The sequence below is a fragment of the Paenibacillus sp. FSL M7-1455 genome, assembly GCF_038004655.1.
Taxonomy (GTDB): domain Bacteria; phylum Bacillota; class Bacilli; order Paenibacillales; family Paenibacillaceae; genus Paenibacillus_AQ; species Paenibacillus_AQ cookii.
Window position 1 is genome coordinate 5,438,443 of sequence record NZ_JBBORO010000001.1, and the last position, 18,010, is coordinate 5,456,452.

General features: G+C 51.7%; 17 protein-coding genes and 1 other annotated feature. All 17 genes read right to left on the minus strand.

Annotated elements, in window-relative coordinates; translation table 11 throughout:
• Positions 1–14 precede the first annotated feature (14 nt).
• The 17 genes from fusA to rlmB all read right to left on the minus strand — a co-directional run bounded on the left by fusA (position 15) and on the right by rlmB (position 17,993).
• Positions 15–2,096 carry an elongation factor G gene (gene fusA / locus NYE48_RS24995; protein ID WP_212952125.1) on the minus strand — a complete coding sequence of 694 codons (2,082 nt, stop codon included), beginning with the start codon at positions 2,094–2,096 and terminating at the stop codon, positions 15–17.
• 50 nt (positions 2,097–2,146) lie between these two features.
• On the minus strand, positions 2,147–2,617 hold the full coding sequence (gene rpsG / locus NYE48_RS25000; protein ID WP_212952126.1) for a 30S ribosomal protein S7: 471 nt from the start codon (positions 2,615–2,617) through the stop codon (positions 2,147–2,149).
• Positions 2,618–2,665: 48 nt separating this feature from the next.
• Positions 2,666–3,085 carry a 30S ribosomal protein S12 gene (rpsL, locus tag NYE48_RS25005; RefSeq protein WP_036712553.1) on the minus strand — a complete coding sequence of 140 codons (420 nt, stop codon included), beginning with the start codon at positions 3,083–3,085 and terminating at the stop codon, positions 2,666–2,668.
• Positions 3,086–3,249: 164 nt separating this feature from the next.
• A complete protein-coding gene (locus NYE48_RS25010; protein WP_212952127.1) occupies positions 3,250–3,501 on the minus strand; it encodes a ribosomal L7Ae/L30e/S12e/Gadd45 family protein in 252 nt (83 codons plus the stop codon).
• 184 nt (positions 3,502–3,685) lie between these two features.
• Positions 3,686–7,300, minus strand: coding sequence for a DNA-directed RNA polymerase subunit beta' (gene rpoC / locus NYE48_RS25015; RefSeq protein WP_212952128.1), 3,615 nt, complete (start codon positions 7,298–7,300; stop codon positions 3,686–3,688).
• An 80-nt stretch (positions 7,301–7,380) separates the two neighbouring features.
• A complete protein-coding gene (gene rpoB / locus NYE48_RS25020; protein ID WP_212952129.1) occupies positions 7,381–10,926 on the minus strand; it encodes a DNA-directed RNA polymerase subunit beta in 3,546 nt (1,181 codons plus the stop codon).
• Positions 10,927–11,284: 358 nt separating this feature from the next.
• Positions 11,285–11,890, minus strand: coding sequence for a class I SAM-dependent methyltransferase (locus NYE48_RS25025; protein ID WP_341000290.1), 606 nt, complete (start codon positions 11,888–11,890; stop codon positions 11,285–11,287).
• Positions 11,891–12,038: 148 nt separating this feature from the next.
• A complete protein-coding gene (gene rplL / locus NYE48_RS25030) occupies positions 12,039–12,404 on the minus strand; it encodes a 50S ribosomal protein L7/L12 (RefSeq protein WP_036712545.1) in 366 nt (121 codons plus the stop codon).
• A 69-nt stretch (positions 12,405–12,473) separates the two neighbouring features.
• Positions 12,474–12,977 (minus strand): 50S ribosomal protein L10, encoded by a 504-nt coding sequence (gene rplJ / locus NYE48_RS25035; RefSeq protein WP_212952131.1) that lies wholly within the window; start codon positions 12,975–12,977, stop codon positions 12,474–12,476.
• Between the two features lie 105 nt (positions 12,978–13,082).
• Positions 13,083–13,243 (minus strand) — a sequence feature (ribosomal protein L10 leader region).
• Positions 13,244–13,311: 68 nt separating this feature from the next.
• The gene (rplA, locus tag NYE48_RS25040; protein WP_160045365.1) at positions 13,312–14,004 is read right to left on the minus strand and encodes a 50S ribosomal protein L1; all 693 of its coding nucleotides are present in this window, start codon (positions 14,002–14,004) and stop codon (positions 13,312–13,314) included.
• 90 nt (positions 14,005–14,094) lie between these two features.
• A complete protein-coding gene (gene rplK, locus NYE48_RS25045; RefSeq protein WP_036712539.1) occupies positions 14,095–14,520 on the minus strand; it encodes a 50S ribosomal protein L11 in 426 nt (141 codons plus the stop codon).
• Between the two features lie 71 nt (positions 14,521–14,591).
• On the minus strand, positions 14,592–15,125 hold the full coding sequence (gene nusG, locus NYE48_RS25050) for a transcription termination/antitermination protein NusG (RefSeq protein WP_036712536.1): 534 nt from the start codon (positions 15,123–15,125) through the stop codon (positions 14,592–14,594).
• A 31-nt stretch (positions 15,126–15,156) separates the two neighbouring features.
• Positions 15,157–15,348, minus strand: a complete 192-nt coding sequence (gene secE / locus NYE48_RS25055) for a preprotein translocase subunit SecE (protein WP_036712533.1) — start codon at positions 15,346–15,348, stop codon at positions 15,157–15,159.
• Between the two features lie 21 nt (positions 15,349–15,369).
• Positions 15,370–15,519 (minus strand): 50S ribosomal protein L33, encoded by a 150-nt coding sequence (rpmG, locus tag NYE48_RS25060; protein ID WP_076176720.1) that lies wholly within the window; start codon positions 15,517–15,519, stop codon positions 15,370–15,372.
• Between the two features lie 395 nt (positions 15,520–15,914).
• Positions 15,915–16,559: an RNA polymerase sporulation sigma factor SigH gene (gene sigH / locus NYE48_RS25065; protein ID WP_036712530.1), complete on the minus strand. Its 645-nt coding sequence runs from the start codon at positions 16,557–16,559 to the stop codon at positions 15,915–15,917.
• A gap of 162 nt (positions 16,560–16,721) precedes the next feature.
• Complete coding sequence (locus NYE48_RS25070; protein WP_341000291.1) at positions 16,722–17,243, minus strand: NYN domain-containing protein; 522 nt, start codon at positions 17,241–17,243, stop codon at positions 16,722–16,724.
• A 6-nt stretch (positions 17,244–17,249) separates the two neighbouring features.
• A complete protein-coding gene (rlmB, locus tag NYE48_RS25075) occupies positions 17,250–17,993 on the minus strand; it encodes a 23S rRNA (guanosine(2251)-2'-O)-methyltransferase RlmB (protein ID WP_212952132.1) in 744 nt (247 codons plus the stop codon).
• Positions 17,994–18,010 lie beyond the last annotated feature (17 nt).

The following is an 18,010-nucleotide window of genomic DNA, read 5'->3' on the forward strand; positions in this document are numbered from 1 at the left end:
TTAAAACGTAAAACTTATTCGGCAGAGCCTTTGGACTTCGAGATGATCTCTTCGGCGATGTTGCGAGGAACTTCCTCATAGTGAGAGATTTCCATCGAGAACACGCCGCGTCCTTGGGTACCGGAACGAAGTGTGGTCGAGTATCCGAACATTTCGGAGAGAGGCACCTTCGCACGAATGATTTGAGCACCGGAACGGGAATCCATACCTTCGATTCGTCCGCGGCGGGAGTTCAGCATACCCATTACGTCGCCCATGTATTCTTCAGGCACGGTAACTTCGACTTTCATGATTGGCTCGAGCAGGACAGGATTACACTTGTCTTTTGCTGCTTTAAGCGCCATGGAACCGGCAATCTTAAACGCCATTTCGTTGGAGTCGACATCATGGTAGGAACCGTCTACGATCGTAGCTTTGATGTCCACGATCGGGAAGCCGGCGAGTACGCCATTTTTCATGGCTTCTTCGATACCATTCAGTGCAGGCTGAATATATTCTCTCGGTACGGCGCCGCCGACGATTCTGCTGTCGAACTGGCTGCCAGTACCTGGCTCCAAAGGTTCGAATTCAACCCATACGTGACCGTATTGACCACGACCACCGGATTGACGTACGAATTTACCTTCGACGCGAGCCGGTGTACGGAAGGTTTCACGGTAAGCAACCTGCGGTTTACCCACGTTGGTTTCTACCTTGAACTCGCGACGCATGCGGTCGATGATGATGTCGAGGTGAAGCTCACCCATACCAGCCAAAATCGTTTGACCGGTTTCTTCATCCGTATGAGCACGCAGCGTAGGATCTTCTTCCGTCAATTTGCTCAAAGCAACGCCCATTTTGTCTTGGTCGGCTTTGGTCTTAGGTTCAACGGCAATCTCGATAACCGGTTCAGGGAAGTTCATCGATTCGAGGATTACCGGAGCTTTTTCGTCGCAAAGCGTGTCGCCCGTACCCGTATCTTTCAAACCTACGGCAGCCGCGATATCACCAGCGTAAACTTCGCTGATCTCTTGACGGCTGTTCGCGTGCATCTGAAGGATACGTCCGATACGTTCGCGTTTGCCTTTGGTGGCATTCAATACGTAAGATCCGGATTGAAGGATACCGGAGTATACGCGGAAGAATGTCAATTTACCGACATAAGGGTCAGTCATGATTTTAAATGCCAAAGCCGCAAACGGCTCTTCGTCGGAAGAGTGGCGTTCTACCTCGGATCCGTCCTCAAGGTGACCTTGGATCGACGGCACGTCGACTGGAGATGGCAAGTAATCGATAACGGCGTCCAGCATCAGCTGAACCCCTTTGTTGCGGTACGAGGAGCCGCAGACAACCGGGAAGATCTTAACTTCGCAGACCCCTTTGCGGAGTGCAGCTTTCAGTTCCGGAACGGTGATTTCTTCGCCTTCCAGATACTTCATCGTTAATTCTTCGTCGAGTTCCGCAACCTTTTCGATCAATTCCGCGCGAAGTTCTTCGACTTGGTCTTTGAACTCTGCAGGAATTTCAGCTTCCTCGATGTTTTGACCCAGGTCGTCTTTGTACATGTAAGCTTTTTGTTCGACCAGGTCGATGATGCCAGTGAAGTCGTTTTCCGCGCCGATCGGCAATTGAATCGCAACCGCGTTCGCTTGCAGACGTTCACGCATGTCTTTTACGACGTTCAGGTAGTCGGCACCGATGATATCCATTTTGTTTACATATGCGATCCGTGGTACGCCGTAACGGTCAGCCTGTCTCCATACGGTTTCAGACTGAGGCTCAACGCCCTCTTTCGCACTGAAAACGCCTACTGCCCCATCCAATACACGAAGGGAACGTTCAACTTCAACAGTGAAGTCAACGTGCCCTGGGGTATCAATGATATTGACGCGGTGACCTTTCCAAGAAGCGGTCGTCGCAGCGGAAGTAATCGTGATCCCGCGCTCCTGTTCCTGCTCCATCCAGTCCATCGTAGCTGCACCCTCGTGAACTTCACCGATTTTGTGCGTACGGCCTGTATAGAACAAGATCCGCTCTGTGGTGGTCGTTTTACCAGCGTCAATATGCGCCATGATCCCGATATTACGTGTATTTTTCAAGGAGAACTCTCTTGCCATGAAAATAGTCTCCCTTCAAAATTGAAGTGTAATATATGATGAACTGAATCCTACCAGCGGTAGTGAGCAAACGCTTTGTTCGCCTCAGCCATTTTGTGCGTGTCTTCGCGTTTCTTGACGGAAGCGCCTGTGTTGTTGGATGCATCGATGATCTCTGCAGCCAAACGCTCTTCCATCGTTTTCTCACCGCGGCTGCGGGAGTAGTTTACGAGCCAACGAAGTCCGAGAGCTGTACGTCTCTCTGGTTTTACTTCGATAGGCACCTGGTAGTTCGCACCACCGACACGGCGAGCTTTAACTTCCAGTACTGGCATGATGTTTTTGATGGCTGCTTCAAATACTTCCATAGGATCTTTACCCGTACGTTCTTGAATCAGGTTGAACGCGTTGTAAAGAATGCTTTGAGCAACACCTCTCTTACCATCCAGCATGATGCGGTTGATCAGACGAGTAACCAGCTTGCTGTTGTACACCGGATCTGGCAGCACGTCTCTTTTGGCAACTGGACCTTTGCGTGGCATGGATATCCCCCTTTCTTACGTCTTGGTTCTTACAAAGCGGTTAGCCGCTTATTTTTTAGCTTTCGGACGCTTAGCGCCGTATTTGGAACGAGCCTGCATGCGGTTGTTTACGCCAGCCGTATCAAGCGCGCCGCGAACGATATGGTAACGTACACCCGGAAGGTCTTTTACCCGTCCGCCGCGAACCAATACCACGCTGTGCTCTTGCAGGTTGTGTCCGATCCCCGGAATGTAAGCAGTAACCTCGATGCGGTTCGTCAAGCGAACACGGGCATACTTACGAAGTGCGGAGTTCGGTTTTTTCGGAGTCATCGTACCTACACGGGTGCAAACCCCACGTTTTTGAGGAGCGCTCAAATCCGTATCTTCACGCTTCAAAGCGTTGTATCCTTTCTGCAGAGCAGGGGACTTCGATTTGTAGATTTTAGCTTGACGTCCTTTGCGAACCAGTTGGTTAATTGTTGGCATTGTTAGCCACCTCCTTCCAATATGTTCATTCTCCTTACAAACCTCTTTTTTAAGTCCACAGACCCAGGCGGTTCATAAAAGAACAAATGAAAAGTTTTTGCCGAGAGAAGCCTGGCTTCCCTAACAAAAACGTTTCTTACCGTATTAACTTGCATCCCATATTGCTATGGTTTCACGATGGCAGCCATCGCTGCGCCCACTTCAATCCCGCATGCTTTTCCCAAATGCTGCATGGTGTCCACATAGGTGATCTTCACGCCGTGCTTGTTGCACAGCCCTTCGATCTTGGAAATGAGCCGGAATTCCGCATCCTCTGCCACATAAACTTCTGCGGCTTGGCCTGACTCCACAAGTTTCATGGTCTGTTTGGCCCCGATTTTGACATGAGCATCCTGTAATCCTTTATCATTAGACATCTTTACGATTCCTCCAAAAGCACAGGGATGTTGCTACTCACGCACCTTTGATATATTAGCACCTGCATTCGCCGATGTCAAGAAAAACGGCTATTAATTTTCGCTAGGAAAATCATTGTAAAAAAGCTTTTTGCGAGAGCAGGCGTTCAATCGCCCGCCCCCGCAAGCCGCTTTCCGTTTGAAGTTACTCCACGTTTGCCGTTTCCAACTCTTTCGAACCGTCTTCTTCCGCGTTCGGGTCATCGAATCTGACGTTGCGGTAACGGTTCATACCGGTACCCGCAGGAATCAGCTTACCGATGATGACATTTTCCTTCAGGCCGAGCAGCTGGTCGACTTTGCCTTTGATGGCTGCGTCGGTGAGCACCCGCGTCGTTTCCTGGAAGGAAGCCGCAGACAAGAACGAGTCGGTTTCGAGGGAAGCTTTCGTGATCCCGAGCAGGACTGGCTTGGCAACGGCCGGTTCCTTGCCGGAAAGGATCGCTTCCTTGTTGGCTGTTTCGTATTCGTAAATATCGACGAAAGATCCCGGCAGCAGCGGCGTATCTCCCGCATCGACGATGCGGATTTTGCGCAGCATCTGCTTGATCATGACTTCGACGTGTTTGTCGTTGATTTCTACGCCCTGGTTCCGGTATACGCGCTGAACTTCCTGAAGGATGTAGTTCTGCACGCCGCGGATCCCTTTGATGCGCAGCATTTCTTTAGGGTCGATCGAACCTTCGGTCAGCTCGTCGCCGGCTTCGATTTCCATGCCTTCGGTCACGCGCAGCCGGGAACCGTAAGTGACGGAGTAAACCTTGGTTTCGGCTTCCCCTTGGATTTCGATTTCGCGGCGGTCTTTTGCTTCGCGAATTTCTTTGACGACGCCGTCGATTTCACTGATGGTCGCCTGACCTTTCGGATTCCGGGCTTCAAACAGCTCCTGGATACGCGGGAGACCTTGCGTGATATCGTCGCCCGCTACGCCACCGGTATGGAACGTACGCATCGTGAGCTGGGTTCCCGGTTCACCGATGGATTGCGCGGCGATGATGCCGACTGCTTCCCCGATTTCGACATGTTTGCCCGTCGCCAGGTTGCGTCCGTAGCACTTCTTGCACACGCCATGGCGGGCGCGGCAGCTGAGCACGGAGCGGATTTGCAGTTTCGTAATTCCGGATTTCACGATCAGGTTCGCTTTGTCCGAATCGATCAGTTCGTTGCGGTTAACCAAAATTTCGTTGGTTTCCGGATGACGAACGGTTTCGAAGCAGTACCGGCCTTCGATACGGTCGTACAGATCCTCGATGACCTCTTTGCCGTCCTGGATTCTGCTAACCGTAAAGCCTTTGTCCGTTCCGCAGTCTTCCTCGCGCACGATGACATCCTGCGCAACGTCGACCAGACGGCGGGTCAGGTAACCGGAGTCCGCCGTACGAAGCGCCGTATCCGCGAGACCTTTCCGCGCGCCGTGCGTGGACAGGAAGTACTCGAGGACCGTCAAACCTTCGCGGAAGTTCGACTTGATCGGGAGCTCGATGATCCGGCCGGACGGGTTCGCCATCAGACCGCGCATACCGCCGAGCTGCGTAATCTGCGATTTGTTACCCCGCGCTTTGGAGTCGACCATGAGCATGATGGAGTTGAAACGGTCCATCGATTTCATGAGGACGTCCGTAATATCGTCTTTGGCCTTGGACCAAATGTCGATAACCCGGTCGTAACGTTCTTCGTTGGTGATCAGACCGCGGCGGTACTGGTTGGTAACGACCGCAACCTTCTCTTCGGATTCTTTCAGGATCGCCTGTTTTTCTTCAGGAACGATAACGTCCGCCACCGCAACGGTTACGCCGGCACGGGTGGAGTACGTGAATCCGAGCTGTTTGATTTTATCCAAAATGATGGATGTTTCCGTCGTATGGTAGATCTCGAAGCACCGGGCGATGATTTGGCCCAGGTACTCTTTGCCGACAGCGCTGCTGACAGGCAGTTCATTCATACGTTCGCGGATATCCACGCCTTTTTCGTAAACGAAATATTTCTCAGGCGTACCGTTCAAAAGATTGTCGCGGGTCGCTTCGTTGATGTACGGGAAGCTGCTTGGGAAAATTTCGTTGAAAATGATGCGTCCGACCGTGGTCAGGAGCATCGCGTCTTGCTGTTTTTCGGTAAAGCTGGTTTTGCCGAGCGCTTTAACCGGGATGGCCACGCGCGCATGCAATCCTGCCGTGCCGCGTTGGTAAGCGGACACCGCTTCGTTGACCGAGCCCAAAATCATGCCGGAACCTTTTTCTTCCTTGTTGTCCATCGTCAGATAGAAGGAACCGAGGACCATATCCTGGGACGGAGTTACGACCGGCTTGCCGTCTTTAGGGTTCAAGATGTTGCCGGAAGCGAGCATCAGAAGGCGCGCTTCAGCCTGAGCTTCGGCGGACAACGGAACGTGCACCGCCATTTGGTCGCCGTCGAAGTCGGCGTTGTACGCCGTACATACGAGCGGATGCAAACGGATCGCATGGCCTTCGACCAGAATCGGTTCGAACGCCTGGATACCGAGACGGTGAAGCGTAGGGGCACGGTTCAGCAGAACCGGATGCTCTTTAATGACTTCTTCAAGAACGTCCCAGACTTCCGGACTTACGCGCTCAACCTTGCGTTTCGCGCTCTTGATGTTATGGGCAAGGCCTTTGTTGACCAATTCTTTCATGACGAATGGCTTGAACAGTTCAAGCGCCATTTTTTTCGGCAGACCGCATTGGTACATTTTCAGGTACGGTCCAACGACGATAACGGAACGGCCGGAGTAGTCGACGCGTTTACCGAGCAGGTTTTGGCGGAAACGTCCTTGCTTACCTTTCAGCATGTGGCTGAGGGATTTGAGCGGACGGTTGCCCGGACCCGTTACGGGACGGCCGCGGCGGCCGTTGTCGATCAAGGCGTCTACCGCTTCCTGCAGCATCCGTTTTTCGTTTTGCACGATGATGTCCGGAGCGCCCAGGTCAAGCAGGCGTTTCAGACGGTTGTTACGGTTGATGACGCGGCGGTACAAGTCGTTCAGGTCAGACGTCGCAAAACGTCCGCCGTCCAGCTGTACCATCGGGCGAAGTTCCGGAGGAATGACCGGAAGGACGTCCATGATCATCCATTCAGGCTTATTGCCGGAATTGCGGAACGCTTCGATCACTTCAAGGCGTTTGATCGCGCGGTTGCGGCGTTGGCCTTGAGCGGTGCGAAGCTCTTCTTTCAGGAATTCCAGCTCTTTTTCCACGTCGAGATCCTGAAGAAGCTTTTTGATGGCTTCGGCACCCATGCCCGCCTGGAATCCGTAGCCGTATTTTTCACGGTAGCTGCGGTATTCTTTTTCGGACAAAAGCTGTTTCTTCTCCAGAGGCGTATCTCCTGGGTCGGTCACGACATAAGATGCAAAGTAGATGATCTCTTCGAGAGATCTTGGAGACATATCCAAAGCGAGACCCATACGGCTCGGAATGCCTTTAAAGTACCAGATATGGGAAACGGGAGCTGCCAGCTCAATATGGCCCATCCGTTCGCGGCGCACCTTCGAGCGGGTAACTTCTACGCCGCAGCGGTCGCAGACGACGCCTTTGTAACGGACACGCTTATATTTGCCGCAATGGCATTCCCAGTCTTTTTGCGGTCCAAAAATCCGTTCGCAGAACAAGCCTTCCTTCTCCGGTTTCAGCGTACGGTAATTGATGGTTTCCGGTTTTTTTACTTCTCCGCGGGACCATGAACGAATTTTTTCCGGGGATGCAAGCCCGATTTTCATGAATTCGAAATTGTTTACGTCCAACAAGGAGCAACCCTCCTAGTCCTATTGTTTTAATCCGCGAATGAGGCAGACGGGTTAACCCCGTCCGCCGTCCATCCGCGAACTTATTCCACTCCGACTTCCGCGCCTTCCAAATTGAGGCTCAGTTTATCGCCTGCAGTATCATCGTCGTCATCGAGCTCTTTCATCTCGATTTCCTGCTCGTCGCCGCTCAGGATTTTTACGTCCATGCCGAGAGACTGAAGCTCTTTGATCAAGACTTTGAACGACTCCGGAACGCCAGGTTCCGGAACGTTTTCGCCCTTGACGATGGATTCGTACGTCTTCACCCGGCCAACCACGTCGTCGGATTTGACGGTGAGGATTTCCTGGAGCGTGTACGCCGCGCCGTAGGCTTCGAGCGCCCACACTTCCATCTCCCCGAAGCGCTGACCGCCGAACTGGGCTTTACCGCCCAGAGGCTGCTGCGTAACGAGGGAGTAAGGACCCGTGGAACGGGCATGGATTTTATCGTCAACCATGTGCGCGAGTTTGATCATGTGCATGACGCCGACGGTCACTTCGCGTTCGAAACGCTCGCCGGTACGGCCGTCATACAGCACGGTCTTACCGTTGCGCTGCATGCCTGCTTCTTCCATCGTATCGAATACGTCGTATTCGTTGGCTCCGTCGAATACCGGCGTTGCCACGTGAATGCCGAGCTGCATGGCCGCGAAGCCCAGATGGACTTCGAGCACCTGCCCGATGTTCATCCGCGAAGGTACGCCGAGCGGGTTCAGCACGACCTGTACAGGCGTGCCGTCCGGCAGGAACGGCATATCTTCTTCCGGAAGAATGCGGGCCACGACCCCTTTGTTGCCGTGACGTCCGGCCATTTTGTCGCCCTCGGAGATTTTACGCTTCTGGGCGATGTACACGCGAACCAGCTGGTTTACGCCTGGAGGCAGCTCGTCGCCGTTCTCGCGGGTAAACACTTTGACGTCGACGATAATGCCGTCGCTGCCATGCGGTACGCGCAGTGAGGTGTCACGCACTTCGCGGGCTTTTTCGCCGAAAATCGCGTGCAGGAGACGCTCTTCCGCCGTCAGTTCCGTTACGCCTTTCGGCGTTACTTTGCCGACCAGGATGTCGCCGGCGCTGATTTCCGCACCGATGCGGATGATGCCGCGCTCGTCGAGGTTCTTAAGCGCATCTTCACCTACGTTAGGAATATCGCGGGTGATTTCCTCAGGTCCGAGTTTGGTATCGCGCGCTTCGGATTCGTACTCTTCGATGTGGATCGAAGTGTACACGTCCTCTTTAACCAGCTTTTCGCTCAGCAAGATGGCATCCTCGTAGTTGTAACCTTCCCACGTCATGAACGCAACGACGACGTTGCGGCCGAGGGCAAGTTCGCCCATCTCCGTGGAAGGTCCGTCGGCCAGGATATCGCCTTTTTTGACGATGTCGCCTTTTTTGACGATCGGACGCTGGTTGATGCACGTTCCTTGGTTGGAACGCATGAATTTGTGCAATTTATGTTTAACGATGTCGCCTTTGACTTCTTTTCCGTCCACGTTTTCGATCCGGCGCACCCAGATCTCGTCGGCGCTGGAGCGCTCCACGATGCCGTCGTGCTTGGAAACGATACATACGCCCGAGTCCTTCGCAGCCTTATGCTCCATGCCGGTTCCGACCAGCGGAGCTTTAGGCACGAGCAGAGGCACCGCCTGCCGCTGCATGTTCGATCCCATCAGCGCGCGGTTGGAGTCGTCGTTCTCGAGGAACGGAATGAGCGCCGTCGCGACGGATACGACCTGTTTAGGCGAAACGTCCATGTAGTCTACCCGATCGCTCGGCATCGGCAAAATGTTGTCGGACTGTTTGTTGTAACGGACGATAACCATATCTTCCGCAAACGTTCCGTCTTCATTCAGCTTCGCGTTCGCCTGGGCGACGACGTAGTTGTCTTCCTCATCGGCCGTCAGGTAGTCGATATGATCGGTAACGACGCCCGTCTTCGGATCGACCCAACGGTAAGGAGCTTCGATGAAGCCGTACTCGTTGATGCGGGCGAACGTGGACAAGGAGTTGATCAGACCGATGTTCGGACCTTCCGGCGTTTCGATCGGACACATCCGGCCGTAGTGACTGTGGTGAACGTCGCGGACTTCGAAGCCTGCGCGTTCACGCGTCAAACCGCCCGGTCCGAGCGCGGACAGACGACGTTTATGCGTCAGTTCCGCCAGCGGGTTCGTTTGGTCCATGAACTGCGAAAGCTGGGAGCTTCCGAAGAACTCTTTGATCGACGCGATGACCGGACGGATGTTGATCAGCGCCTGCGGCGTAATGACGTTGGCATCCTGAATCGACATTCTTTCGCGGACCACGCGTTCCATACGGGACAAACCGATACGGAACTGGTTCTGCAGCAATTCGCCGACGGAACGCAGACGACGGTTGCCCAGATGGTCGATGTCGTCGGTGTTCCCGATGCCGTGCAGCAAATTAATAAAGTAGCTGATCGAGGAAATAATATCAGCAGGCGTAATGTGCTTCACCGACTTGTCGATGTTGCCGTTCGCGATCACCTTGACCACTTTGCCGTCTTCGATCGGCGAGAATACGTCGATCGTTTGCAGCGGAATGTCGTTGGCGTCGAGCACGCCGTTGGAGACATGATAGGTTTTGTGGCCCACCATCGTATCCAGATGCGGCATGATCTCGTCCAGCAAACGACGGTCAACCATTTGGCCGGCTTCCGCGATGATTTCGCCCGTTTGGGTGTCGATCAGCGTTTCGGCAAGGCGCTGGTTGAACAGACGGTTTTTGATGTGAAGCTTTTTATTGATTTTATAACGGCCGACATTGGCCAGATCATATCTTTTCGGATCAAAGAAGCGCGCTACGAGGAGGCTTTTCGCGTTATCCAGCGTAGGCGGTTCGCCCGGACGAAGGCGTTCATAGATTTCGATGAGCGCTTTTTCCGTCGAATCGGTGTTGTCTTTATCAAGCGTGTTGCGGATATATTCGTCGTTACCGAGCAGGTCCAAAATTTCGGCGTCGCTGCCGAAACCAAGCGCTCTCAGCAAAACGGTAACCGGAATTTTACGGGTACGGTCAATGCGGACATACATGATGTCCTTCGCATCCGTCTCCAGTTCAAGCCATGCCCCGCGGTTCGGAATGACCGTCGCGGTGTACGTCTTTTTGCCGTTTTTATCGACTTTCGTGCTGAAGTAGACGCTAGGAGAGCGTACCAACTGGCTGACAATGACCCGTTCTGCGCCATTGATGATAAACGTACCGGTTTCCGTCATCAGAGGGAAATCACCCATGAATACTTCCTGTTCTTTGACTTCTCCGGTTTCTTTGTTGATGAGCCGCACCTTCACCCGCAAAGGCGCCGCATACGTCACGTCGCGTTCCTTCGCGTCATCGACGGTGTATTTCGGTTCACCAAGGCTGTAGTCAATGAACTCCAGCACCAAATTTCCCGTAAAATCCTGAATTGGCGAGATATCCTGGAACATTTCGCGCAATCCTTCCTCCAAAAACCATTCGTATGATTTTTGTTGGATTTCGATCAGGTTCGGAACCTCAAGTACTTCATTAATTCGCGCATAACTTCGCCGAGTGCGTCGACCATACTGAACAAGATGTCCTGCCAACTTTAACTCACCCCTCATGTCTACTCACTTCAAAAATTGATTGCGAACCTCTGTTTGGAACCTTATAATGGATTCATGCAGAGGATTCCATCCACAAATAAAGAAAAGCCCTTACCCGAATGCTTTCGAACAAAGAGCAACTTATCCATGGTCTTCCTAGCTCAACACGGAAGTGGCTTCATATCCTGTAGATTTGCCCAAAATGTACATATTATACGTGAACATGCTCTTGTTTATGCATCTCTCCGCATAAAAACTATTGACATTTCAGTCAACTAAAGACAAGAAGCCTATCCTAATACTGACATTTTATAATAATATCACATCAGTATTTTCAAGTCAATAGTCCTATTGCAAATTACCGAAAAGTTTTTGTTGCCTTAAAAATCCGGTACCCTTTATCCTTCGTCACTTCCTCGACCTGTCCAAACAAGCTCTCCAGCTTGGCTTTCGCCGAAGGCGCTCCCTGCTTTTTCTGAATGACGATCCACAAGGAACCTCCGTTTTTCAAGTGCGCGTAGGCCTGTTCGAAAATCGCATGCACGGTTTCTTTGCCGGCACGGATCGGCGGGTTGGTCAGCACGACATCGAAGGTTTTTCCCTGCACGGCCGCAAACAAATCGCTCTCCAGAATGGTTACGTTTTGAATGCCGTTCAGCTTTGCGTTTTCCTTCGCCAGGGCGACTGCACGGGAGTTCACGTCAAGCATGGTCACATGACCGCTGGCGGCAAGTTTGGCGGCCGCAAAACCGATCGGGCCGTACCCGCAGCCCACGTCCAAAACTTCGGCATGCTGCGGAATATCCATCGCTTCGATCAGCACCTTGCTGCCGTAGTCTATACCTTTTTTGGAGAATACGCCCGCGTCGCTGATAAACCTGAAGGTCTGTCCCCGCAACCGTTCCTCCAGCTCCCGCCGGTCATGGCCGGCTTCAGGCTGATTCGAATAATAATGCTGTGACATGCCGTCCCTCCGTCTCGTTTCGTCTTCCTTTTACAGATTGTCCCGATCAGTTTCATTTCAATCCACCCAAACGGGGAATCCCGTTTACAAAAACAAACCCCTTGAATTTTCAAGGGGTTTGTTATGTTTAATCACTCGTAAGAAGGAATTACTTCACTTCTACAGTAGCGCCTGCTTCTTCCAATTTAGCTTTGATGGAATCAGCTTCTTCTTTACCCACTTTTTCTTTGAGTGGTTTTGGTGCGTTGTCAACCAGGTCTTTAGCTTCTTTCAAGCCGAGGCCAGTGATTTCGCGAACCGCTTTGATAACGTTGATTTTGGAAGCGCCAGCGCTAGCCAGAATTACGTCGAATTCAGTTTGCTCAGCAGCTTCGGAAGCGCCAGCAGCGCCGCCTACTACAGCAACTGGAGCTGCAGCAGTTACGCCGAATTCTTCTTCGATTGCTTTAACCAGATCGTTCAGTTCCAATACAGTCATGCCTTTGATTGCTTCCAAGATTTGCTCTTTACTCATGGTTAAACCTCCATTTTATAATTAAAGTTTTTGTGTTTGTCTTTCAATACTGCATCGAGGAACAGGTGCTTACGCGCCTTGTTCTTCTTTCTCTGCAACGGCTTTAACTGCAAGCGCGAAGTTGCGCACAGGAGCTTGAAGCACGCTGAGGAGCATGGAAAGGAGACCTTCGCGGGATGGCAGTTCTGCCAGCGCTTTGACTTGGTCAACGCCGACGACACGACCTTCGACCACGCCACCTTTCAATTTCAATGCATCGTTTTTCTTAGCAAAATCGTTAAGGATTTTCGCTGGGGCTACGGCATCTTCACCACTGAATGCAATCGCTGTAGGACCGGTCAATACTTCGTCCAGTTCTGTCAGCTCGGCAGCAGCGGTAGCGCGACGCAGCAATGAGTTTTTCAGAACCTGGAATTCGATGCCGGCTTCGCGAAGCTGCTTACGCAGTTCGGTCACTTGGGCAACGTTCAATCCACGGTAGTCGGCAACAACGGTAGATGCGCTTTCGCGCAGCTTAGCCGTGATTGCTTCCACTGCTTCTTGTTTCGCTTGAATCACTTTTGCGTTTGCCAATGTTCACACCTCCTGAAAGTTTCGCTGTCCGGTACCTAAACGGCCGGAACATGTACTGCTATCGTTTGGATGAAAAGTCTGACTTGCTTCCCGTTCCTAATGATTCTAGGCATGTAAAAAGCCTCCGTAGAATCACGAAGGCCTGATAAATGATGATTGTCCACACGAACGTCAGGAGCAACCATCCTCATTCTATCACAACACCTCGGTAGGAAATTAAGCCTTTGCGGGGCACCTACTGTCTACGGTAAGCATATTCAACTTTAATGGTCAGTTCTTTCACAACAACTTTTACAGATTATCAGATAACGCGACGGAAGTCAACGTTAATTTCTTATCTGAAAGAAGCTGTGTTCACGCGAGCGCTTGGGCCCATCGTCGAGGATACTGCGATCCCTTTCAGATAAACGCCTTTCGCAGCTGCCGGTTTAGCACGGTTGAGGGCGTCGATGAGAGCTTTGAGGTTCTCATTCAGTTTCGCCGCATCAAAGGATACTTTACCGATCGGAGCGTGAATTTGACCTGCTTTATCCAGACGGTATTCGATTTTACCCGCTTTGATCTCTTGAACCGCTTTGGCAACATCGAATGTAACCGTGCCTGCTTTAGGGTTAGGCATGAGGCCTTTACCGCCGAGCAGACGACCCAGTTTACCGACTTCGCTCATCATGTCAGGTGTAGCTACGCAGACGTCGAATTCGAACCAGCCTTGTTGGATTTTGTTGATCATGTCCTGATCGCCAACATAATCCGCGCCAGCCGCTTCCGCTTCTTTCGCTTTGTCACCTTTCGCAAATACCAATACGCGTTGCGTTTTACCCGTGCCGTGAGGCAGGACAACGACGCCGCGAACGGCTTGGTCTTGTTTACGTGGGTCTACGCCCAAACGAACTGCAACTTCAACGGTTTCGTCGAATTTGGCAGTCGCAGCCTTTTTCACAAGCTCAACGGCTTCTGCTGGCTCGTAAAATGCTTCGCTGTCAATCAGCTTGGCAGCTTCAACATATTTCTTACCATGTTTCGCCATGTTTGTTCCTCCTTTGTGGTTTTAACGGAAATTCCTCCCACATATGCCGGTCCCAATCGACCGGTTGTCGCAGAAAAACCGAAAATAAAATTAGTCTTCGATCGTGATACCCATGCTGCGGGCAGTACCTTCAACCATACGCATAGCAGCTTCGACGGAAGCAGCGTTCAGGTCAGGCATTTTTGTTTCAGCGATTTCACGGACCTTGTCGCGTTTAACCGTTGCCACCTTTTTCTTGTTAGGTTCGCCGGAACCTTTCTCGATTTTTGCAGCTACGCGAAGCAGAACTGCAGCCGGTGGAGTTTTCGTGATAAACGTAAAGGAACGGTCTTCAAATACCGAGATTTCAACCGGAATGATCAGACCAGCCTGGTCAGCGGTACGAGCGTTGAATTCTTTACAGAATGCCATGATGTTGACACCTGCTTGACCCAATGCAGGACCTACTGGCGGAGCCGGATTCGCTTTACCTGCAGGAATTTGCAGTTTTACCATTTTGATTACCTTTTTTGCCATGTAAGACACCTCCTTCAAAAGTGGTTAACGGGACGTTTGCGCCCCTCCCACAAGAAACCTGAAGAAAATATTTATATTTTCTCCACCTGAGTATAATCCAGCTCAAGCGGGGTTTCCCGTCCAAACATGTTGACGTGAACTTTGAGTTTGCTCTTGTCGGCGAGAATTTCCTCTACAGAGCCCACAAAATTCGCAAATGGACCAACCTTGATCCGTACGGATTCCTTAATGTCGAATTCGATTTTTGGTTTAGGTTCTTCCATGCCCATATGCTTCAGGATTTGATCTACTTCTTCCGGAAGCAAAGGCGTAGGTTTGGAACCCGACCCCGTCGAACCAACGAAGCCCGTCACCCCCGGCGTGTTGCGGACAACATACCAGGAGTCGTCGGTTTGGATCATTTCAACCAAGACATACCCCGGGTAAACTTTTCTCATGACGGTTTTTTTCTTGCCGTCCTTGTTTACCACTTCTTCTTCCATCGGAACAAGAACGCGGAATATCTTGTCCTCCATGCCCATGGACTCGACGCGTTTCTCCAAATTGGCCTTGACCTTGTTCTCATACCCGGAATAGGTATGAACAACGTACCATCTTTTTTCCATAGTTTCCATATCAAGCCACCCGGGACCCTTCTTAAATAATCGCTTCGATCACAGCGGAAATGCCGATATCCAGAACCCAAAAATAAATCGTGACGAATACAATGGTGCCGAGGACGATCAGAGTATAATTCGTCAGCTCTTTACGATTAGGCCAGCGAACTTTTTTGAGCTCCGCCCAGCTTTCAGAGAAAAAGGAAAACAGAGACTTGAAACTACTTTTCACGCCGACTACACCTCCAAAAAACTATCTGGTTTCGCGATGAGGAGTTTGCTCGTTACAGAACTTGCAAAATTTCTTCATCTCCATGCGGTCGGGGTGATTTCGCTTGTTTTTGGTAGTTGTGTAGTTTCTTTGTTTGCAGTTCGTACAAGCCAAAGTGATAATTACCCGCATGCTGTGCACCTCCCGAAGACGTCCTTCTTTTCAGAAGGCTCTATATTTCCCTAGCAGAACAGCCCAAGCCCTTCATTGCTGAAAAGAAAAAACCGTTCTTGCGAAATGAATAAGAAACAAAAACCTTGCGGTCTTTGCCTGCTCATCCATTAAAACACGCGAATTTAGGCCTACCTAAAACACTTTATCATAAGGGTTAAACCGTGTCAACGAAAGAATAGCCCTGTTTCCGGCATGCCGGGATCGCTACATCCCTAGTGTTTTCAAGCCTTTTTCCTCTACTGAAAGCCGCCTGCATTCATTTACCATTATGATTCATTCCTGTGGCGCTTAAACCTTGTCATGTCCAATTGTGAAAAAAAGACTCCGTTAAGAGCCTTTTCGTTACCGAGCGTCTAATTGTCGCGAACTTCCAAATAACGTTCCAATTTGCGTTTGACACGCTGCAAGGCGTTGTCAATCGATTTCACATGCCGCTTGAGGTCGACCGCAATCTCCTGATAGGAACGGCCGTCCAAATACAGCATCAGCACTTTGCGTTCCAGGTCGCTTAAAATCTCGGACATCTTGTCCTCCAGACCCACGAACTCTTCCTGGTTGATGATCAATTCCTCCGGGTCCGACACCTGCGAACCGCAAATGACGTCCAGGAGCGTCCGGTCGGAATCTTCATCGTAAATCGGCTTGTCCAAAGAGACATAAGAATTCAGTGGAATATGCTTCTGTCTCGTCGCCGTCTTGATCGCCGTAATAATCTGCCGCGTGATGCAGAGCTCGGCGAAAGCCTTGAACGAAGACTGCTTGTCCACCCGAAAATCACGGATCGATTTGTATAATCCGATCATGCCTTCCTGAATGATATCCTCCCGGTCGGCGCCGATCAGAAAGTAAGACCTGGCTTTGGCGCGCACGAAATTCCGGTACTTGTTAATCAAAAACTCGAGCGCTTCGCTATCGCCTTCACGAAAATATTCGACGACGTCCTCATCCGACTTGTACTCGTAATCCGACAACGTTAATTCTTTGAGGTCTACACTCACCAAGAATCCCCCCGGCTGCAACGCAAGGTACCCGTTACTCTGTGAAATATACGAACAGTATAAATGATGGCAGTTGACACCGTCAACCACGTATTACCTAAAAAAGAACACCGCTAACAAAATTGTCAAGAGATGCAAATTTGTAACTGGTTCCAATTTCTGTCATTCCCTGCGCCATTTCTCGAATAACTCCCTAAGCTCCGGCTTCAGCTTGCCGTCCAGCGTATTTCTCGTCTTCGGCGCATGCTCGCGCTGAATCCGTTGCTGAATCGCCTTTTCGCAGTTTTCCACTTCGATAAGCAGTTCGCGGGCGGAAAGCCGCAGCGCGCCGCGAGCGAAGATGACATGCTGCTCGATGAAGTCGCTGGTGGCCACATAGATTTTGCGGCTGCGGAGGCTGAGTTCCCCGACCAGCCGCTCTATGCATTCATCGGCAGTTTCCTTCTCTTTCGTGAAGTAAACCTGAACTTTGCTTTGGGAAAAGGCTTTGCCAAGCCCCGGCACCCGATACGCATCAAAGACGGCGATCACCTTCCGGCCGGTAAAAGCCTGGTAATCGGCCAGTTTGCTTAGCAGATTGTCGCGCGCCTCCTGCATGCTGATTTGCGACAGCTTCGCAAGAGACGGCCAAGCACCGATCATATTGTAGCCGTCCACCAGGAGCACGTCCCGCAAATCCGCCATCCCGATCTAACCTTGGGTGCGGCGCCGCAATACTTCGTACATGACCACGCCGGCGGCCACGGAGGCGTTCAGCGAGTTGATCCGCCCGTTCATCGGCAGCTTGACCAGAACGTCGCATTTTTCCCGGATCAGCCGCCCCATGCCTTTGCCTTCGTTGCCGATGACGATGGCTACGGGCCCGTCGAAAACATTCGTTTCGTAGATCCCCGCAGCGGCCGACACATCGGTACCTACGACCCAGATCCCTTTTTCCTTCAAAGAATCGATCGTTTGCCCCAGGTTGGTGACTCTGGCTACCGGCACGTATTCGGCCGCGCCGGCCGAAGTTTTGGACACGGTGGCGGTCACCTGCGCCGAACGGCGCTTCGGAACGATGACGCCGTGCACGCCGGTGCAATCCGCCGTACGAAGGATCGACCCCAGGTTATGCGGATCCTCGATTTCGTCCAAAAGCAAAATGAACGGCGGCTCCCCTTTCTGTTCGGCAGCCTGCAAGATGTCCTCCACTTCGGCGTAAGCGTAAGGGGCGGCCTGAGCCACGACGCCTTGATGCTGAACGCCCGGCGCCAGCTGGTCGAGCTTGCGCTTGTCTACGTGCTGGATGACGACGCCGAGTTTTTTCGCCTCGACGACGATCGGCTGCGTCAAATGCTTTTGCGCATTTTCGGCAACCCAGATTTTATTGATCGTGCGGCCGGATTTCAGCGCTTCGATGACCGAATGCTTCCCGCCGATAATTTCTTCCTCCATGATATCCTCCACTAGCT

Coding starts and splice junctions, on each gene's coding strand:
- rplA (WP_160045365.1), bottom strand. CDS start 14,004: ATGGCGAAACATGGTAAGAAATATGTTGAAGCTGCCAAGCTGATTGAC.
- nusG (WP_036712536.1), bottom strand. CDS start 15,125: ATGGAAAAAAGATGGTACGTTGTTCATACCTATTCCGGGTATGAGAAC.
- rpsL (WP_036712553.1), bottom strand. CDS start 3,085: ATGCCAACAATTAACCAACTGGTTCGCAAAGGACGTCAAGCTAAAATC.
- rlmB (WP_212952132.1), bottom strand. CDS start 17,993: ATGGAGGAAGAAATTATCGGCGGGAAGCATTCGGTCATCGAAGCGCTG.
- rplK (WP_036712539.1), bottom strand. CDS start 14,520: ATGGCAAAAAAGGTAATCAAAATGGTAAAACTGCAAATTCCTGCAGGT.
- NYE48_RS25025 (WP_341000290.1), bottom strand. CDS start 11,890: ATGTCACAGCATTATTATTCGAATCAGCCTGAAGCCGGCCATGACCGG.
- NYE48_RS25070 (WP_341000291.1), bottom strand. CDS start 17,243: ATGGCGGATTTGCGGGACGTGCTCCTGGTGGACGGCTACAATATGATC.
- rpsG (WP_212952126.1), bottom strand. CDS start 2,617: ATGCCACGCAAAGGTCCAGTTGCCAAAAGAGACGTGCTGCCAGATCCG.
- fusA (WP_212952125.1), bottom strand. CDS start 2,096: ATGGCAAGAGAGTTCTCCTTGAAAAATACACGTAATATCGGGATCATG.
- NYE48_RS25010 (WP_212952127.1), bottom strand. CDS start 3,501: ATGTCTAATGATAAAGGATTACAGGATGCTCATGTCAAAATCGGGGCC.
- rpmG (WP_076176720.1), bottom strand. CDS start 15,519: ATGCGGGTAATTATCACTTTGGCTTGTACGAACTGCAAACAAAGAAAC.
- rplL (WP_036712545.1), bottom strand. CDS start 12,404: ATGAGTAAAGAGCAAATCTTGGAAGCAATCAAAGGCATGACTGTATTG.